This window comes from Citrobacter sp. KTE151, from assembly GCF_000398845.1.
GTDB lineage: Bacteria > Pseudomonadota > Gammaproteobacteria > Enterobacterales > Enterobacteriaceae > Citrobacter > Citrobacter braakii.
On record NZ_KB976064.1, the window covers coordinates 49,409 to 67,404 of the forward strand.

Here is a 17,996-nt window from a genome sequence, read left to right on the forward strand (position 1 = left end):
TCCACCATTTGACCACCGAGCCGAATGGGTCAGGCAGCTGAAATTTCAGGAATGTTATGCCAGACGGGCCAACTGAAACAAAAGCGGGCGCCGCCGAGTTCACTTTCATCACAAACGACCGTACCGCCCATAGCCAATGCGATCGAGTGAACAATGGCTAGCCCAAGCCCGCAACCACCGGTCGCCCGGTCACGGCTGGGGTCAAGGCGTACAAACGGTTCAAAAACCTGTTCGCGGGCGTCTGGAGCAATACCGGGACCGTCATCCTCCACAACCAGCGTCGCCTGATTGCCATTCAATAACAGGCTCGCTTGCACCGTAGACTGGCAATAGCGCAGGGCGTTATTCAGTAGATTATCCAGTACGCGCTCCATCAGGCGCATATCCAGCGCGCCGTAGTCGCCAATATTAAGATGGCGTAAGCGCACCGCACGCTCAGGATTTACGCTTTGCACATCCTCCAGATGGGTTGTCAGCCAAACGGCCAGGTCTGGTACGCTGAGCTTCAGTTCATTTTGCGGGCGGTCCAGCCGGGCATAGGTCAGTAATTCTTCGATTAACCCTTCCAGTTGGCCAATATCGCGATTCAGCGCCTGGGATTCCTGCGCGGTGAGGTTATCACTCATTTCCAGCCGGTAACGTAAGCGTACCAGTGGGGTACGAAGCTCATGGGCAATGCCATCGATAAGTTGTTTCTTACTGGCGATTAGCGCATTGATATTGTCTGCCATCTGGTTAAACGCGATACCCAATCGCTCAAAGCTGGAACCGCTGTCAAAATGGAGGCGTTCGCCCAGATGTCCTTCCCCAAAACGCTGTGCAGCAGCTTCCAGTCGCAGCATTTCCTGCCAGTGCGGTCGCATCCAGATAAGTACCGGAAAGGCCAGCGAGATGGCAATAAACGCCATCAACGCGATGTCCAGCAAGCGCATTTGATGGAGAAAATAGAGATAGGGAAGCGGGCCGACGGCCAGCACGTAATGGCTGCGTGGGATCCGTTGAATAAATGTGTACTGATCGTCAAGCGCCACGATATCGCCTTCGCGCAAACGTTGCATTGTTTGAACGTCCAGCGTGTACTTATTTAACGGTTCAACGCGCAGGTCAAAGGAGAGGTTCAAATCCATCTCCTTCAGCGTTTTACCCCAGTCACGTGGCGGGATCTCGCGAAGCTCGCTGCGCATCAGGTATAACGAGCTTTTCATTAAATCGTCGAGGGATTGTCTGCCTGCGCGCTCTGCGGTGAATTTATAGACCAGGCCGACCAGCAGGGTCATCACCAGAAAGCAGACAAACAGCAGGAGATAAAACTGTACAAACAGCTTCTTCATAAAAAATCACCGAATACATAATATAATGCTCACCGATACTCTCAAAATTGCTGTGATATAAAAATATGAATTTCAATCGCTGTTGTTATTTACTACTTATTTTCGCAGCGTTAGGCTGCATTTTCACCTCGCATCCCTTTGTTATATGGTTTTTGCTCGCCAACATACTGACGTTGGCAATGTACGGTGCGGATAAAATGGCAGCGCGCAGGGCCTGGCGCCGAGTACCAGAGTCCACTTTGCTGCTGTTTGGCGTTGTTGGCGGGTGGGGGGGCGCGATAGCCGCTCAACAACTCTTTCGCCATAAAACACAAAAACAGCCATTCAAAACCTACTTCATTATTAGTGTGATAGTGAATGTGTCTGTCATCGGAGCGGCCTATCATTTCTATCCCATTTCATCCTGGTGAACGTCAGTGACAGGCAGCCTGCTTACTTGAGACAGGAAACGTACTTTTCACCTGAGCGCTGCACGATGTCATCGGCATTTTTCGTTATGTCTTTCCCTTCAAACGCGCCATAGAGTTGCTTAAATTTCACCGTACTCAGGCGGTGGGTAATGTCGCTGACCGTTGCGGCTGGCAGTGGCAACATATTGGGGTAGCTCCACATAAAGGAGACGGCATGCGCCCCAGGGGTGACCTGAACGATATCGCCGGAAAGCACCACGCCTTCATCTCGCGCCCAGTGCAGAACGCAGCCGCCAGCAAAGTGTCCGCCGAGGCGTATCACACTGACGTCGCGTGTTAGTTCCAGGGTGTCGCCATCCCAAAATTTAATCCACGGGCTGTCGCGCATTACCCACTTGCGGTCGTTGGCATGGAGATAAATGGGAGCGTTAAATTCGTCAGCCCAGTCTTGCATGGTGGTGTAGTAATGAGGATGCGAAATCGCGATGGCCTTAAGCCCGCCCAGGGACGTTATAAGCATTTTTGTGGCGTCGTCGAGCGTGGCAATGCAGTCCCATAAAATATTGCCTTCTGGAGTACGCAGAATAAACGCCCGTTGATCAATTGCAAAACCAGGAACGGTGCGGATGCTGAGGAGGGTGCTGTCATGTTGCCGCCACTTATTTGTGTGCGAAGCACAAAGTGCGGAAAAATCGACCCATTCCTGCCCGGTCGCGGGGACATACTGACGTTCGTCCTGGCAGATATCGCAATGTTCAGGAAGGGCGTCTGCCACCTCATAGGATGTTCCACAGGCTTTGCATAACGTGATCATCGTGTCTTCCTCTATTGAAAAAACACAGTCAGCATGGCACACCGATACGCAAGGGTGTGCCCTTTAGTGCTCTACACGATAAGCCAGGAATGGTGGGCGTGGGTCGTTGTGGCCCAACCAGCAGAAAGCAGGAATAATGTCTACACCGTCCCTGTCGAGGGTCATTTCCGGCGAAAAAAATGAGGATAATGTTTGGAAAATAGTCTGTTCAACTCCTGGCTCAGCCGTTGGGGACTTACTCCTGATGGCCAACCGCTTGAGACGCACACATCACAGCTTTTGCCCGTGGTGACCAAAGATGGTCAGAAAGCCATACTCAAACTCACCGATGATGACAGTGAACGAAACGGCTGCAAACTAATGGTCTGGTGGAACGGGAATGGTGCTGCGAAAGTGCTTGCTCATGCAGCAGGGGCGATTCTGTTAGAACGTGCAACCGGGGCGGGGTCTTTAGCGGACATGTCCTGGTCCGGCAATGATGCGCAGGCCTGTCGCATTATTTGCCATGCAGCCAGTCGACTCCATCTCCCCCGGAATGCGTCAACGCCTGCGTTAACACCGCTGCTTTATTGGTTTCGCGATCTGGCTCCTGCCGCGAAAAAGCATGGCGGCATCCTGACGCATTGTGCAGAGGTGGCAAACGTATTGCTCTCCTCTCCCCAGAATGAAGTCGTATTGCACGGTGACTTACACCACGGCAATATTCTTGATTTCGGAACGAAAGGTTGGCTGGCTATCGATCCTAAAGGGCTGGTGGGCGAGCGTGGCTTTGATTACGCCAATATTTTTACTAATCCCGAACTTGCCGACCCCACCAAACCTGTCGCCATTGAGCCAGAAAGATTCACACAACGGGTAAAGATTGTGTCTGAAATCGCGAGGATTGAACGGCAGCGTTTGCTGATGTGGATTATTGCCTGGTGTGGGTTGTCGTCTGCCTGGTTTCTGCAAGAAGGAGACTGCGCCACGATACCCCTGCGCATCGCAGAGTTAGCGAGCGCGGAACTCGCTTTTGGGGGTAATCAATTTTGATCTACGACACTGGGCTGGTAATTCTTTAGAGTTATCATTAGCCTGGTAAATGTTTTATTAATCAATCAGTGAACGGCGGTGTAGTGTGTTTTTTAGCGCAAATTTGACAGGCTGTGAGCAATGAACGCATTGTTTTTATTATTAAAAAAACGCCCGAACATTATTTTGTTGATGGTCTTACTCATCGGGGCAAACATCGTGGCGTGGCTGTGGGCTTTCACCGCGTTTAGCAACAACACGTCGTTACTGGCGCTTAGTCTGATCGCGTGGTGCTATGGTTTGCGCCATGCTGTTGATGCCGATCATATCGCCGCGATAGATAGCGCTACGCGTAAACTCATGCAGCAGAAAAAACGCGCCCTGACGACGGGAGCCTGGTTTTCTCTGGGGCATTCCACCATTGTGGTACTGGCAAGCATTGGCATTGCGTTGACCACCAGCGTGTTTAAGCAACACATGGCATGGTTTCAGAATGTCGGCGGTCTGATAGGTACCACGGTCTCTGCCGTATTTCTGCTGATTCTGGCTACCATTAATCTCGTTATATTCTGTCATGTCTGGAAGGCTTTTCGTCATCTAAAACGCACCGGTACTTACGATGGCACCACAGAGGAAATGACAGTTTCAGGCCCGCTGAACTGGCTTTTCCGCTCGGCGTTTCGGCTGGTAGGCAAAGACTGGCATATGTATTTTGTCGGCTTTTTGTTTGGCCTGGGTTTTGATACCGCTACTGAAATTTCTCTGCTCGGAATTTCTGCTTCAAGTGCGTCCAGTGGCATGTCGGTGTGGTCAATTCTCGTGTTCCCGGCGCTGTTTACCTGCGGCATGGCGCTGATTGACTGCCTTGACAGTATCCTGATGGTTGAAGCCTACGGATGGGCATTCAATAAGCCGCAGCGCAAGCTCTATTACAATATGACCATCACCGGGACCTCGGTAATTGTTGCGCTATTTATTGGCGGGCTGGAGGCGCTGGGGCTTCTCTCTGACGCATTTTCGCTCCAGGGAGGTTTGTGGGATACCGTCAGCGAGTTGAGTGACCATATGGGGAATGTCGGGTTTGCGATTATTGGCGTCTTTATCGGCTGCTGGATTATTTCTGCAGTAAATTACCGTTGGAAAAAATACGACGGGCTGACGTTTAGTTAACACAAAAGAAAGCCTTCCGTGAAAGGGAAGGCTTGGATCTTACTTGAGGGCTGACTAATTCGCGGTGATGATACTCACCATCTTCATCACCCAAATCTGGATGATATTAAAAGTGACGGTGTAACGTATAATGGTCGTCCCGGAGGGATTACATTTGAGGTTCATCGTCCCAGGCGTGCGGTGCGAACAGATAACCTTTGTTGCGCACCGTTTTGATTCGATAGGGTTCAGTCGCGTTATCGAGCAGTTTTTTGCGTAACCGGGAAATCGCGACATCAACGCTGCGATCCATGCCGTCATAACTTACGCCGCGCAGGTTCTTCAGCAGCGCATCGCGGTCCATAATTTGCCCGGCATGGGTTGCCAGCTCCCACAGTAATTCAAAATCTGCGGTGGAGAGTGAGACTTGCTCGCCGCCGAGCAGCACGGAACGATTGGTTGGGTCGATAGTGAGTGTGCCAAAGCGCAGCGTCGTGTGCGGCGTGATGGTTGCCGCCTGAATGCCTTTAGACTGGACTGAGTGTTCATTCTGGCGCAGATGCAGACGCAGGCGAGCAAGCAGCACAGCTGGCGGCGTTGTCTTCAGAATATAGTCACAGGCACCCATTTCCAGAGCCAGAATATGGTTCATATCGCTGTCCAGCGAGGTGAGCAGGACAATAGGACCCTGCCAGCGTCCACGCAAATCGCGGCAGATAGTCATCCCATCTTTGCCCGGCAGCATGATATCTAATAACACCAGATCGGGTTGAACTTGCAGGATTTTCTCCTCAGCCAAATCGCCTCGAGGCTCAACGATAACCTCAATATCATGACGGGCCAGATAGGCCGCAATCAGCGAGCCAACTTCGGGATCATCTTCAACAAATACGATGGTGTTCATATCATTCATTTTGAATATAAAACGCCAACATACACCGCCCCGGTTTTTCCTTCCATTAATCTTTTCTAAACAAGAACGCTTCCGTTATGCTAGGGGCTGATGTTATTGATGTGTTAAGGCAGAGTGATGGGACTCGTTATAAAAGCGGCGCTCGGTGCGCTGGTGGTGGTGTTAATTGGTGTGCTGGCGAAAACAAAGAACTACTATATTGCCGGATTAATTCCGTTGTTCCCGACCTTTGCGTTGATTGCCCACTATATCGTGGCCAGTGAACGTGGGATCGAAGCATTGCGTACAACCATTGTCTTCAGCATGTGGTCGATTATTCCCTATTTTGTCTACCTCGTTTCGCTGTGGTATTTCACCGGATTTATGCGCTTACCCGTTGCGCTCGGCGGTTCAGTGGTGTGCTGGGGCCTGAGCGCATGGTTGCTTATTTTTTGTTGGATTAAATTGCACTAACGCAGATGACGCCCGCCATCAAGGGCAAAACTACGCCCGGTGACAAAACAGCTGGTCAACAGATAGTCAATTAAATCAATGACCTCTTTTTCACCCGGCGCTGTTTTCATCAGTGATTTGTTCAATGCCTGCTGACGATACTCTGCATCGTCACCCTCGTTAAACAGGATTAGCGAGGGGGCAATCGCGTTCACTTTCACTTCTGGTGCCAGTTTGCGCGCGAACGAGCGGGTCATGTTGTCCAGCGCCGCTTTGCTGGCTGCATAAGCGATGTGCTTATCGCTGCCACGCTCCACAACATAATCTGTAAAATGGATAATATCGCTGGCCGCGTGTCCATGCCCGCGCAGCAAACCTTCCAGCGCGTGGTTGAGCAGGTAGGGGGTATTGACGTGAATCTGCATCATGGTTGACAGCACTTCGGTTAACGGCGCACCGGGCTTTTCTGCAAGCCAGGCACTGGCATTATGCACAATACCGCGCAGGCCATCCGTCTGTGCTTTGACCTCATCCGCAAAGGCCAGTACGCCTTCATCGGTGGAAAAATCAGCCTGGATACACAGCGCGCCCGCATCTCGCAGGCCATCAATAGTCGGATAATGCGTGCGGTAGCTGACGATAACTGGCTGTTTTTGATTAATAAAGTGCCATGCGACGGCGAGGCCGATACGTCGACCTCCTCCGGTGATAAGAATTGGCAAAGGGGGTTTTTTACCCATCGTAATCTCCATGTGTCGCGAACGATGGGGACAATGTTACCCCATCAACATCCAGGTCGCCGGAACAGCAGCAACTAGCAGCAGGCCGATCAGCGCCATTTCCTGGCGTTTTAATACGTTTTCATGCGCGTGTGTTTTACGGGCATAAAGGAAGACCAGCAGCCCTGGCGCATACAGCACCACAGACAGCAGCAGGTGCATCGGACCTGACGCATACAATAACCATATGCCATAAATACTCGCTCCGATACCGACAGCCTTATGAATTGGACGAGTGGCAATTTTCAGCAGAAATGCGCCGACCAGTAAATAGGGCACTAGAATCATTTCTGAGGCGATGGTTAATAACGTATTGTAGTCGGAACCTGTGAGCCAGATCAGCACCAGGCAAATCTGTACGCAGATATTGGTTAGCCACAGCGACGCCGATGGCGCGCCTTGCGCGTTCTGCCGCGCAAAAATGCGTGGAAACGCTTTGTGCGTGGAGGCGAGGAACGGCACTTCCGCCGCCATAATCGTCCAGCTTAAATAAGCGCCGCACACGGAGACAATCAGGCCTGCGGCAATAATAATTTCACCCCATGGCCCCATCATTTTCACCATCAGACCGGCCATTGACGGGTTGCGGATCTCCGCCAGTTCGGGACGCGCGACAACGCCCAGAGACAGCAGGGTGACAAGCAGGTAAACGCCCAGCGCGGCGAGTACCGCCAGCAGCGTAGCGCGTCCGACATCGCGTTTGTTTCTGGCACGAGCTGAAACCACCACCGCGCCTTCCACACCGATGAAAACCCACAGGGTGATGAGCATGGTGTTTTTTACCTGCTCCCAGACGGGAACGCCCAACGCTACGCCGGTAAAATCAAGGGTAAAGGTGTCGAGCTTAAACAGCATAAACGCCAGCACGATAAACAGACCAAGCGGCAGTAATTTCGCCAGCGTCGCCACCAGGTTAATACTGGCTGCCGTTTGCACACCACGCAGCACCAAAAAATGGACCACCCACAACAGCACCGATGCGCCAACAATCGACTGCCAGGTATTACCGTCGCCAAACAGACGTAACTCCGGCGTGTCGGTAAAGAAGCTGAGCGCAGAGAAAACAATCACCAGATACGAAACGTTAGCGATAACAGCACACAGCCAGTATCCCCACGCGGAGCAAAAGCCAATCAGCTCACCGAAACCTTCACGTGCATAGGTAAATATGCCGCCATCCAGTTCAGGACGGATACGCGTCAGAATCAGCATGGCAAAGGCGAGCAAAAGGATACCCGCACCGGTAATCGCCCAACCAATCAGTAATGCAGCCGGGCTTGCTACCGCCGCCATATTTTGTGGCAGGCTGAAAACACCAGCGCCGAGCATTGAGCTTAAAACCAGCGCGGTGAGTGCGCTCAGACCCAATTTCTTTTCCATTTGTATCCAGTGACAAAAACGAGAGTGAGAGAATAATTATTTTGGCAAACCGCATAAAAATGGTGAAAGCCACTAAGGCGCGGGATTTTACGGAGAGAAGAGAACGCATGCAATGGGGATAGAGAGATTTGTGACTAATAGTGTGAAAAGTAGTCTTAATACTGCTGTTTTTGTTTCGCCCGAGGGGAGGATGGCGGGAAATTATCAGGTCTACAAGGCTGTAGACCTGATAAGGTACTGAGTATTACTTATACAGGTCAGCGCTGATGGTCATGTTATTACCACGTTCAGACCACTGGCGGGTGATGTGATAATACTTAGCGCCTTTCTTCGCTGCGCGTTTGGCAACCTGGTAAGAGATTTCAGTCATGTTGCCATAGTTACCGGTGAACTTAATGCTGTCGAACGGCACCATCATAGCGGCGGTTGCTTTGTTCAGTTCTTCAACTTTGGTTCCATCCGGTAGCGTGACAGTGTAACGCCCACCTTTGGTGGATTGCGTTTCGAAGAAACGACCGACTTCAGCGCTCGGAGACGCGGTAGTCGCAACGCCTGGGATCTCAACTTTCTTCGCGGCTTCGCCACCGGCAGCTAATGCGGCACGTCCGGCATCTGAATCTGCTGGGATCGCATCAGGGCTTTGTACTACGCGTTTTTTCGCATCAGCTTTATAGATGAATGCGGTAATACGCTGGTTGCCGCCCTGGTTGGCATCGACCTGGCGCACGATGTAGAAGGAGTAAGCGCCTTTCTCTTTCGCTGCTTTGGTGATGGCATCGTTCACTTCAGGCTGGCTGCGGTAGAAACCCTGCACCGTAACGGTATCGAATGGTTCTATCAGAACGGCCTGATCTTTCGGTAATTCCATCACGCCGTTAATGACACGGTTTTTGGACACTTCCGCTTTTTCAGCATCGGCTTTATAGATGTCGGCTACAACGCGCCAGTTACCGCCGCTGCCAAAATCTGAGGTATCAACAACATAAAAGGAGGCTGCACCGTCTTTATCTGCACGGCGTGATACGGCGGTCACCGCGTCACCGATAGCATTAAAACGACCGGTAACCACAATGCGGTCATAGGGTTTCAGGGCAGCCGCTTGCTCCGGCGTCAATTCTGTCGCTGCATTTACAGAAAAAGCAGTCGCAGAAATAAGTGCGGACGCCAGGAGAGTGTTCTTAAGCTTCATAAAAATAATCCTTCGCCTTGCGCAAACCAGGTACTGGTATTGTTATTGACTAGAAACGTCGCTGATTATTGCATTTAAATTGTGTCAGTGTCTGCGTCATTTTTCACTCATCGTGCCACGTGACGTAACAACACAGATAACATTTTGTGATATGTCGAAAATTTCGGCGTTTGGCGACCAAAACTGATAAAGCAATTGAATTTCATAAGTTAATTTAATGTTAATCAATTGTTTTTGGCAGGCACGTAATCATGTTTTGCCGCTTCGCTTGAGCGAATTATCGGCCTTTGTGGGCTATTTTTAGGGTGTTTTATCTGCCAGCGGTCCGATTCATCTCTATTTCGCGAATTTCATAATAAATACTGTTTTTTGGCGCTAGATCACAGGCGTCATTTTCAGTAGGTTATACAGAGTTTGTTACTGTTTTATTTTATTGGGGTAACACTGACCTCTTTCGAGAGTGCGCGCATGCCTCGTGCGAACATTGATAAACCATCATCACAAATACAGATGGAAGGGAACATTATGCGAATTGGCATACCAAGAGAACGGTTAACCAATGAAACCCGCGTCGCAGCTACGCCGAAGACGGTTGAGCAGCTGCTTAAGTTGGGTTTCAGCGTCGCGGTTGAAAGCGGTGCAGGTCAACTGGCAAGTTTTGACGATAAGGCGTTTGTACAAGCAGGCGCAGAAATTGTTGACGGAAATGCCGTCTGGCAGTCAGAGATCATCCTGAAGGTCAACGCGCCGGAAGAGGCGGAAATCCCGTTGCTCAACCCGGGCACGACGCTGGTGAGTTTTCTTTGGCCCGCGCAAAACCCTGAGCTGTTGCAGAAGCTGGCAGAGCGCAACGTGACGGTTATGGCGATGGACTCCGTGCCGCGTATTTCGCGAGCGCAGTCGCTTGATGCCTTAAGCTCGATGGCGAATATCGCCGGGTATCGGGCCATTGTTGAAGCCGCTCATGAATTTGGCCGCTTCTTCACCGGCCAGATCACCGCCGCGGGCAAGGTTCCACCTGCCAAGGTCATGGTGATTGGTGCGGGTGTTGCTGGTCTGGCAGCTATCGGTGCGGCAAACAGCCTGGGCGCTATCGTTCGTGCTTTTGACACCCGTCCGGAAGTGAAAGAGCAAGTTCAGAGTATGGGCGCTGAATTCCTCGAACTGGACTTTAAAGAAGAGGCCGGCAGCGGCGACGGTTACGCCAAGGTGATGTCCGAAGCGTTCATCAAAGCCGAAATGGCGCTCTTCGCCGCGCAGGCGAAAGACGTTGATATTATCGTTACCACCGCGTTGATTCCGGGCAAACCGGCACCGAAACTGATCACCCGCGAAATGGTCGATTCGATGAAGGCGGGCAGCGTGATTGTCGATCTCGCCGCGCAAAACGGCGGTAACTGCGAATACACCGTGCCTAACCAGGTGACCACCACCGAGAACGGGGTGAAGGTTATTGGTTATACCGATCTGCCAGGCCGACTGCCGACGCAGTCTTCCCAGCTTTATGGCACGAACCTCGTTAACCTGCTCAAGCTGTTGTGCAAAGAGAAAGACGGCAATATCACCGTCGATTTTGACGACGTAGTCGTACGTGGCGTTACGGTGGTTCGCGAGGGTGAAATCACCTGGCCTGCGCCGCCTATCCAGGTTTCTGCTCAGCCGCAGGCTGCGCCAAAAGCCGCGCCCGCGCCGAAAGAAGAGAAAAAACCGGCCTCACCGTGGCGCAAATATGCGTTGATGGCACTGGTCGTCATACTGTTTGGCTGGCTTGCTGATGTCGCGCCGAAAGAGTTCCTGGGTCACTTTACGGTGTTCGCGCTTTCCTGTGTAGTGGGTTACTACGTGGTCTGGAATGTGTCGCACGCGCTACACACTCCGCTGATGTCCGTGACAAACGCTATCTCCGGGATCATCGTTGTCGGGGCGTTATTGCAAATTGGCCAGGGTGGCTGGGTGAGTTTCCTGAGCTTTATCGCGGTGCTTATTGCCAGCATTAATATTTTCGGTGGCTTCACCGTGACTCAGCGCATGCTGAAAATGTTCCGGAAAAACTAAGGGGTAACATATGTCTGGAGGATTAGTTACAGCTGCATACATTGTTGCCGCGATCCTGTTTATTTTCAGCCTGGCGGGGCTTTCGAAACACGAAACCTCTCAACAGGGTAACAACTACGGTATCGCCGGGATGGCGATTGCGCTGATTGCCACGATTTTTGGCCCGGAGACCGGCAACGTTGCGTGGATCCTGGTGGCGATGATCATCGGCGGCGCGATTGGTATTCGTCTGGCGAAGAAAGTCGAGATGACCGAGATGCCGGAGCTGGTGGCGATTCTGCACAGCTTCGTCGGTCTGGCGGCGGTACTGGTGGGTTTCAACAGCTACCTGTATCACGACACGGGCCTGGAACCGATTCTGGTGAACATTCACCTGACGGAAGTGTTCCTTGGTATCTTCATCGGTGCGGTGACCTTTACCGGTTCCGTGGTGGCGTTTGGCAAACTGCGCGGTAAGATCTCTTCTAAACCGCTGATGCTGCCGAATCGTCACAAAATGAACCTGGCGGCGCTGGTTGTTTCTTTCCTGCTGCTGGTGGTGTTTGTTCGTACCGAAAGCGTGGGTCTGCAGGTTCTGGCGCTGTTGGTGATGACCATTATTGCGTTAGCCTTTGGCTGGCATCTGGTGGCGTCCATCGGCGGTGCGGATATGCCGGTCGTCGTTTCAATGCTTAACTCCTATTCAGGATGGGCGGCGGCGGCGGCGGGCTTTATGCTCAGCAACGATCTGCTGATCGTCACCGGTGCGCTGGTCGGTTCTTCCGGTGCGATCCTGTCTTACATCATGTGTAAGGCGATGAACCGTTCGTTTATCAGCGTGATTGCCGGTGGCTTTGGTTCTGACGGTTCTTCTACGGGGTCTGATGAAGAAGTCGGTGAGCATCGTGAGATTAATGCGGAAGACACGGCAGAAATGCTGAAGAACTCGCACTCCGTGATAATCACCCCGGGCTATGGCATGGCTGTAGCACAGGCGCAATATCCGGTCGCTGAAATCACCGAGAAACTGCGCGCGCGCGGCATCAAGGTACGTTTCGGTATTCACCCGGTAGCAGGGCGCTTGCCAGGTCATATGAACGTGCTGCTGGCGGAAGCCAAAGTACCCTATGACATCGTGCTGGAAATGGATGAAATCAATGATGATTTCGCCGATACCGATACCGTGCTGGTGATTGGCGCCAACGATACGGTAAACCCGGCGGCGCAGGACGATCCGCGTAGCCCAATCGCCGGTATGCCGGTGCTGGAAGTATGGAAAGCGCAGAACGTTATCGTGTTCAAACGCTCTATGAACACCGGCTATGCTGGCGTGCAGAACCCGCTGTTCTTTAAAGAAAACACCCATATGCTGTTTGGCGATGCCAAAGCCAGCGTGGATGCGATCCTGAAAGCGCTGTAATCGTCAGCGTAAACCAAGACGGCCTCTGCGGAGGCCGTTTTTTTAATACTCCGCTATTCATGATTACCACTCATAAACCCATACGGTTTTAACCGTCTAATCACCGTAAAACGCCGTGTATATACTGCTTCCTGACTTTTTAGAACATAACAGGGCGCTATGCGTACACGTAAACATGCCTCGTCGGCGGCTATAGCAAGCCAGACTGGTCTTACTTTTATTCTGATCCTCAGTGGCCTGATGGCCTTTGCCTCGCTTTCCACCGACATTTATCTTCCGGCAATGCCGACAATGGCAGAGGATTTACATGGCAATGTAGAACTGACGATCACCGGTTTTTTGGTAGGTTTCGCCATTGCGCAATTGATTTGGGGGCCGATAAGCGATCATCTGGGACGGCGTAAACCGCTGTTAATTGGCATGGTGCTTTTTATCATCGGCTCCGCAGGATGTGCGATGTCCACGAGTATTACGCAAATTGTTTTCTGGCGAGTTTTTCAGGCGCTTGGAGCCTGTACCGGACCTATGCTGGCGCGGGCGATGATCCGCGATCTCTTTGCACGTACTCGCGCGGCGCACATGCTTTCAACTCTGGTGCTGGTCATGGCGATTGCGCCAATAGCAGGACCGTTGATTGGCGGACAAATTATTCGCCTGAGCACCTGGCACTCTGTTTTTTGGCTGCTGGCGGTGATAGGGGCGCTGATGTTTATCTCCTTAAACTGGCTGCCGGAAACATTGCCGGAAGAGAAACGGGTGAAAGCTTCTTTAGCTGGCGCATTTCGTAATTACCGTTCGTTACTCACCAATGGACGTTTTATGCGCTACACCCTGAGCCTGACGTGTTATTACGTTGCCGCGTATGCGTTTATTACCGGTTCGCCGTTTGTTTATATTAGCTATTACCATGTTGAACCACAGCAATACGGCTGGCTGTTTGCGCTCAATATTGTCGGAGTCATGGTCATGAGCGTACTAAACCGTCGTCTGGTGCAACGGCATTCTCTGGAGCAACTGCTAAAGTATGCGACGATGCTGGCGGCGCTGGCTGCAGTGGCGCTTGCAGTGCTGGTTAAGCTGGAGTCTGGTGGCGTTGAAGCCATTATCATCACCGTTTTTCTGTTTTTCTCAATGAATGGCATTATTGCTGCTACTTCAACCGCTGCTGCGCTGGACGCGGTACCGAGCATCGCCGGTTCAGCCTCCGCGCTGATTGGCGCGTTACAATACGGTAGCGGCATTATCTCGTCATTGCTGCTGGCCGCCTTCAGCGACGGAACACCATGGACTATGGCCTGGATAATTGCGTTATTTACGTTGTGTAGCGCCGTTCTGGCGCTACGGGCTAAACGATAAAAATGCCCGCAATGGCGGGGCGAATTCACTCTTTATTGAGATCGCTCAGCAACACGGCAATGCTTTGACCACCGTTGGTTTGCTCAAGCGCGATTTTCACGATGATGGTCAGCGGCACAGAAAGCAGCATCCCGACAGGCCCCAGTAACCAGCCCCAGAAGATTAACGACAGAAACACCACCAGCGTAGACAACCCAAGTCCACGTCCCATGATCCGCGGTTCGAGGATATTTCCGAACACCAGGTTAATGACCAGATAACCTGCGAAAACCACCAGGGCGTCATAAAGGCCGCTAAATACCAGCACCTGAGCAATAGGGGGAATGGCGGCCAGCACCGAACCGATATTAGGAATATAGTTGAGCGCAAACGCCAGCAGTCCCCAGACAAAGGCGAAACGCACGTCGAGTGCGGCGAGCATGCCCCAGGCTACCAGCCCGGTCACAATGCTGATCGCCGTTTTGAGCACCAGATAGTGGGATACGCTGTCGATGGCGCGTTGAATCGCCGCCATTCCCTCAATGGGACGACTCATCATTTGTTTGAGTTTGTTGGGTAACTGCGGTACTTCCAGCAGCATAAAAACCACCGTCAACAGCAGTAAAAATATCGATGACATGGCATTAGACAACTGCGCCAGTAAATTGGTCACCAGCGTCATTGCCGCGTTCGGGTCGATATATTTGACGAGTTCATCCACGGAAACGCCGATCCCTGCGCGCTGTAACCACGGCTCAAGGTTTTTGAGTGGGATAACCAGTGAAGAGCGATACTGCGGCAGCGTTCGCGCAAGCTCATTTAAGGATGTACCTAAATACGCTAATAGCAACACCATTAGCATCACAATAATAACAATGAGCAATGATACCGCTATTACGCGCGGTATGTGAAGTTTGACCATCCGCTGCACCACGGGGTTAAGCACGACGGCAATAAATAACGCCAGAATAAATGGGACGATGATATCTGCGGCAACGCGGATGCCGCTCAGGATGATAACCAGCATGCCCAGCATAATGACTATTTTTAGGCCGTTAAGCGTGATGATCGGTTTCGCCATGTGTATTCCTGCATTTTTCATTTTTGAATCTGAATAATAATGTGATTTGCGTCGAGCCGTTATAACAAAAATCAAATGGGGCAGGTAAAGAAGTGAAAAGACTTTGAGTTCGCATTGAAGCTATGGTACAAATCATCTGTGTTTAACTACCGAGGACAATTATCATCCGCGATGATGAGAAGCAACACTGCGGATAATTGTAATATTATGGACAATATGTTCAGGATGTTTTTGCGTTTACCTTCACTTCTTCGTACCTCCTCCACTTTCTTGCTTGCGGGTGAGCAACACTGGCGCAACGCGCTTTAGTCCCTTCTTCTGCCTGAGCTGGCGCTGTGCGCTGAGCTAACTAATTTTATTTTTTGGTTTACTGCATGCAGTAGGCCCAAAGGACTATATTCTCAAGCAGGAGAAGCATTATGTTTTACTGGATATTATTAGGCCTGGCCATCGCGGCTGAAATTACTGGTACGCTGTCAATGAAATGGGCAAGTGTCGGTCATGGTAATTCGGGCTTTATTTTAATGCTGGTAATGATTGCCTTATCGTATATTTTTCTCAGTTTTGCCGTTAAAAAAATTGCCCTTGGTGTGGCCTATGCCTTATGGGAAGGTATCGGTATTTTATTTATTACGCTGTTCAGCGTGCTGTTATTTGACGAAACCTTGTCCACGATGAAGGTGGCTGGACTGGTCTCGCTGGTGTTAGGTATTGTACTGATTAAATCCGGTACACGAAAACCGACAAAGGCGGGCAGAGAGGTGAGCCATGCAGCAGTTTGAGTGGGTTCACGGCGCATGGCTTGGCATAGCCATTGTGCTCGAAATCGTCGCTAACGTCTTTTTGAAATTTTCAGATGGGTTTCGCCGCAAGACTTATGGCGTGCTGTCGCTGGCAGCCGTGTTAGCGGCCTTTAGCGCGCTGTCCCAGGCGGTAAAAGGTATCGACCTTTCTGTTGCCTACGCCTTGTGGGGCGGCTTCGGGATTGCCGCGACGTTAGCGGCAGGTTGGGTATTGTTTGGTCAGCGCCTGAATCATAAAGGCTGGATCGGTTTGGCGCTGCTGCTTGCCGGAATGGTAATGATTAAACTTGCCTGATCTCTGTGCTGCCCGTTACTACGGGCAGCATAGGTTATTCCTTCGCCAACTCATCCAGCTTATCGCGAAAACCGGTCACGGATATGGCGCGATTATCGGCCCGCCAGCGATCTTTCGCCGCCGGAGCGGAGCTTTGTACGCCAATCAACTGCCAGCCAGTATCTGTCTTCAACATCAATGGTGAACCGCTGTCGCCCGGGAGTGTGTCGCACTGGTGCGACAAGACGGTATTCTGCGCCCAACCGGTCACCACGCAATCCTGATGCGTGTACAAATCATCGAGATGATCTTCCGGGTAGCCCGACTGCGTAACTTTACGATCTGCGGTTTTCAGCGCCGCGGTTAATGCCGCTTTATCACCTTCAAATAATGGCAGCGGTGTGATGCCAGAAGGTGGGTAACGCAGCACCACCAGACCGAAATCCCACGGGGCCGCGGAAGGCGGCACAATCCAGCCATCGCCATCGGCTTTTAAACGTTTTCCGAGCGAGGGATCTACCCGTCCTTCAATGCCGTGGATCTCGTAGCGCCAGACACCCTTTTTCGACACGAAGCGTAATGCCACGGCTTTATCCGGCTTGCCTTTCGGGGGGGTGAGTAAGCAGTGTCCGGCAGTCAGTGCCAGTCGTGGTGAAATGAGCGTGGCAGTACACAGGTTACCGCTGGCGGTTTCCAGTTGCCCGATAGCGTCCCAAGGAGATTGCGTTGGGTCAGTCACTTTTATGCGATCGTCATGACCAAAAAACAGCGTTTTTACGTTTTCTGCTTCAGCGCTGGCCGTTGCAGGCTGGTCCGCATGCGCAACGACAGGAAGTAAACAAATTGAACCCAGTAACACAGCAATGGTTTTATGCATATCACACTCTGGTGGGGAATTATGATTTTTAACAGCAAACCCTCAGTTAATACTATAGACGGGACGGCGGGAAAGTGGGAGTAAAATCAGATAACTACACTCAGGATAGATAAAAATGCATGGCAATGAGGGCGCAAATTATCAGGGTAATAAGAATGAACTCAAAGCGATAATGTGACACCATTTTACCCTCCAAAAGGCGGCGCTAAATCAGGTCGATTTAGCGCCGTATGCTATGGCGTGGGGGACGCCATAGTAACTACAAATGTGTTATGCAGCTGGCTGAGCAGCGGGTTTAGCGGTGTCGTGTTTTACGGCTTTTTTGGTGTGTTTTTTAGCTGCCTGAGCTTTCTGCTCTGGTGCTTTTTGTTCTGCAGCGGGTTTGGTCGCTGCTTTTTTGGTGTGTTTTTTAGCAGCCTGAGCTTTCTGCTCTGGCGCTTTCTGTTCTACAGCCGGTTTTGTGGTGGATTTTTTAGCGTGTTTCTTGGCAGCCTGCGCTTTCTGCGGCGCTGCTTTGTGCTGTTTTTTATGATGAGTGGTTTTTGCCGGAGCTGCTTTGGTGGTTGCAGCAGCAGCCGGAGCGGTGGTAGCAGTTGTTTCAGCAGCAAATGCAGCAGAAGACAGACCCATAGCAGCGGCAACAACCAGAGCTAATACTTTTTTCATTCTCATACCCTCGATTTGGTTTTTCATTCAACCCCACTGCGGGGCCGTTGAAATAACTATATCGCTGTAATCACAGGGCTTCCGTGAGTCATTGGTTT

General features: G+C 51.4%; 18 protein-coding genes. 9 read left to right on the forward strand and 9 right to left on the reverse strand.

The window, feature by feature from the left end:
- Nucleotides 1-29 precede the first annotated feature (29 nt).
- Nucleotides 30-1,331, reverse strand: a complete 1,302-nt coding sequence (gene rstB / locus WC7_RS14375; protein ID WP_016153020.1) for a two-component system sensor histidine kinase RstB — start codon at nucleotides 1,329-1,331, stop codon at nucleotides 30-32.
- Between the two features lie 65 nt (nucleotides 1,332-1,396).
- On the opposite strand from rstB, the gene WC7_RS25450 reads away from it, so the two are divergent.
- Nucleotides 1,397-1,741 carry a DUF1294 domain-containing protein gene (locus tag WC7_RS25450; RefSeq protein WP_049041453.1) on the forward strand — a complete coding sequence of 115 codons (345 nt, stop codon included), beginning with the start codon at nucleotides 1,397-1,399 and terminating at the stop codon, nucleotides 1,739-1,741.
- Nucleotides 1,742-1,763: 22 nt separating this feature from the next.
- Here the strand turns inward: WC7_RS25450 and WC7_RS14365 are convergent, their stop codons facing one another.
- Nucleotides 1,764-2,555 carry an MBL fold metallo-hydrolase gene (locus WC7_RS14365; RefSeq protein WP_016153022.1) on the reverse strand — a complete coding sequence of 264 codons (792 nt, stop codon included), beginning with the start codon at nucleotides 2,553-2,555 and terminating at the stop codon, nucleotides 1,764-1,766.
- A gap of 192 nt (nucleotides 2,556-2,747) precedes the next feature.
- Here WC7_RS14365 and WC7_RS14360 point away from each other — a divergent pair, with 192 nt between their 5' ends.
- Nucleotides 2,748-3,587, forward strand: coding sequence for an aminoglycoside phosphotransferase family protein (locus tag WC7_RS14360; protein ID WP_016153023.1), 840 nt, complete (start codon nucleotides 2,748-2,750; stop codon nucleotides 3,585-3,587).
- Nucleotides 3,588-3,707: 120 nt separating this feature from the next.
- On the forward strand, nucleotides 3,708-4,736 hold the full coding sequence (locus WC7_RS14355; protein WP_016153024.1) for a HoxN/HupN/NixA family nickel/cobalt transporter: 1,029 nt from the start codon (nucleotides 3,708-3,710) through the stop codon (nucleotides 4,734-4,736).
- Nucleotides 4,737-4,884: 148 nt separating this feature from the next.
- Here WC7_RS14355 and rstA read toward each other — a convergent pair whose 3' ends face one another.
- Nucleotides 4,885-5,628 (reverse strand): two-component system response regulator RstA, encoded by a 744-nt coding sequence (gene rstA, locus WC7_RS14350; protein ID WP_016153025.1) that lies wholly within the window; start codon nucleotides 5,626-5,628, stop codon nucleotides 4,885-4,887.
- Between the two features lie 117 nt (nucleotides 5,629-5,745).
- Here rstA and WC7_RS14345 point away from each other — a divergent pair, with 117 nt between their 5' ends.
- A complete protein-coding gene (locus WC7_RS14345) occupies nucleotides 5,746-6,081 on the forward strand; it encodes a GlpM family protein (RefSeq protein WP_016153026.1) in 336 nt (111 codons plus the stop codon).
- On the opposite strand, the gene folM is transcribed toward WC7_RS14345, so the two are convergent.
- The 3 genes from folM to ydgH all read right to left on the reverse strand — a co-directional run bounded on the left by folM (nucleotide 6,078) and on the right by ydgH (nucleotide 9,408).
- Nucleotides 6,078-6,800, reverse strand: a complete 723-nt coding sequence (folM, locus tag WC7_RS14340; protein WP_016153027.1) for a dihydromonapterin reductase — start codon at nucleotides 6,798-6,800, stop codon at nucleotides 6,078-6,080. The two genes, WC7_RS14345 and folM, sit on opposite strands and share 4 nt — an antisense overlap.
- Nucleotides 6,801-6,836: 36 nt before the next feature.
- Entirely contained in the window at nucleotides 6,837-8,219 is a 1,383-nt protein-coding gene (locus WC7_RS14335) for an amino acid permease (RefSeq protein WP_016153028.1), read from the reverse strand.
- Between the two features lie 244 nt (nucleotides 8,220-8,463).
- The gene (ydgH, locus tag WC7_RS14330; protein WP_016153029.1) at nucleotides 8,464-9,408 is read right to left on the reverse strand and encodes a DUF1471 family protein YdgH; all 945 of its coding nucleotides are present in this window, start codon (nucleotides 9,406-9,408) and stop codon (nucleotides 8,464-8,466) included.
- 525 nt (nucleotides 9,409-9,933) lie between these two features.
- On the opposite strand from ydgH, the gene pntA reads away from it, so the two are divergent.
- From pntA to WC7_RS14315, 3 genes are all read left to right on the forward strand, one after another.
- A complete protein-coding gene (pntA, locus tag WC7_RS14325; RefSeq protein WP_029139532.1) occupies nucleotides 9,934-11,463 on the forward strand; it encodes a Re/Si-specific NAD(P)(+) transhydrogenase subunit alpha in 1,530 nt (509 codons plus the stop codon).
- 10 nt (nucleotides 11,464-11,473) lie between these two features.
- Nucleotides 11,474-12,862, forward strand: coding sequence for a Re/Si-specific NAD(P)(+) transhydrogenase subunit beta (gene pntB / locus WC7_RS14320; RefSeq protein ID WP_016153031.1), 1,389 nt, complete (start codon nucleotides 11,474-11,476; stop codon nucleotides 12,860-12,862).
- 159 nt (nucleotides 12,863-13,021) lie between these two features.
- Entirely contained in the window at nucleotides 13,022-14,218 is a 1,197-nt protein-coding gene (locus tag WC7_RS14315) for a multidrug effflux MFS transporter (protein WP_016153032.1), read from the forward strand.
- Nucleotides 14,219-14,243: 25 nt separating this feature from the next.
- On the opposite strand, the gene WC7_RS14310 is transcribed toward WC7_RS14315, so the two are convergent.
- Nucleotides 14,244-15,278: an AI-2E family transporter gene (locus tag WC7_RS14310; protein ID WP_016153033.1), complete on the reverse strand. Its 1,035-nt coding sequence runs from the start codon at nucleotides 15,276-15,278 to the stop codon at nucleotides 14,244-14,246.
- A gap of 416 nt (nucleotides 15,279-15,694) precedes the next feature.
- Between WC7_RS14310 and mdtJ the strand changes: the two genes are divergently transcribed.
- A complete protein-coding gene (gene mdtJ, locus WC7_RS14305; RefSeq protein ID WP_161623250.1) occupies nucleotides 15,695-16,060 on the forward strand; it encodes a multidrug/spermidine efflux SMR transporter subunit MdtJ in 366 nt (121 codons plus the stop codon).
- Nucleotides 16,047-16,376: a multidrug/spermidine efflux SMR transporter subunit MdtI gene (mdtI, locus tag WC7_RS14300; RefSeq protein ID WP_016153035.1), complete on the forward strand. Its 330-nt coding sequence runs from the start codon at nucleotides 16,047-16,049 to the stop codon at nucleotides 16,374-16,376. Before mdtJ ends, mdtI begins: the two co-directional genes overlap by 14 nt.
- Nucleotides 16,377-16,410: 34 nt before the next feature.
- Here the strand turns inward: mdtI and WC7_RS14295 are convergent, their stop codons facing one another.
- Both WC7_RS14295 and asr read right to left on the reverse strand, forming a co-directional pair.
- Entirely contained in the window at nucleotides 16,411-17,232 is an 822-nt protein-coding gene (locus tag WC7_RS14295) for a trypsin-like serine peptidase (protein WP_016153036.1), read from the reverse strand.
- A 270-nt stretch (nucleotides 17,233-17,502) separates the two neighbouring features.
- Nucleotides 17,503-17,898 (reverse strand): acid resistance repetitive basic protein Asr, encoded by a 396-nt coding sequence (gene asr / locus WC7_RS14290; protein WP_003028934.1) that lies wholly within the window; start codon nucleotides 17,896-17,898, stop codon nucleotides 17,503-17,505.
- Nucleotides 17,899-17,996: the final 98 nt, after the last annotated feature.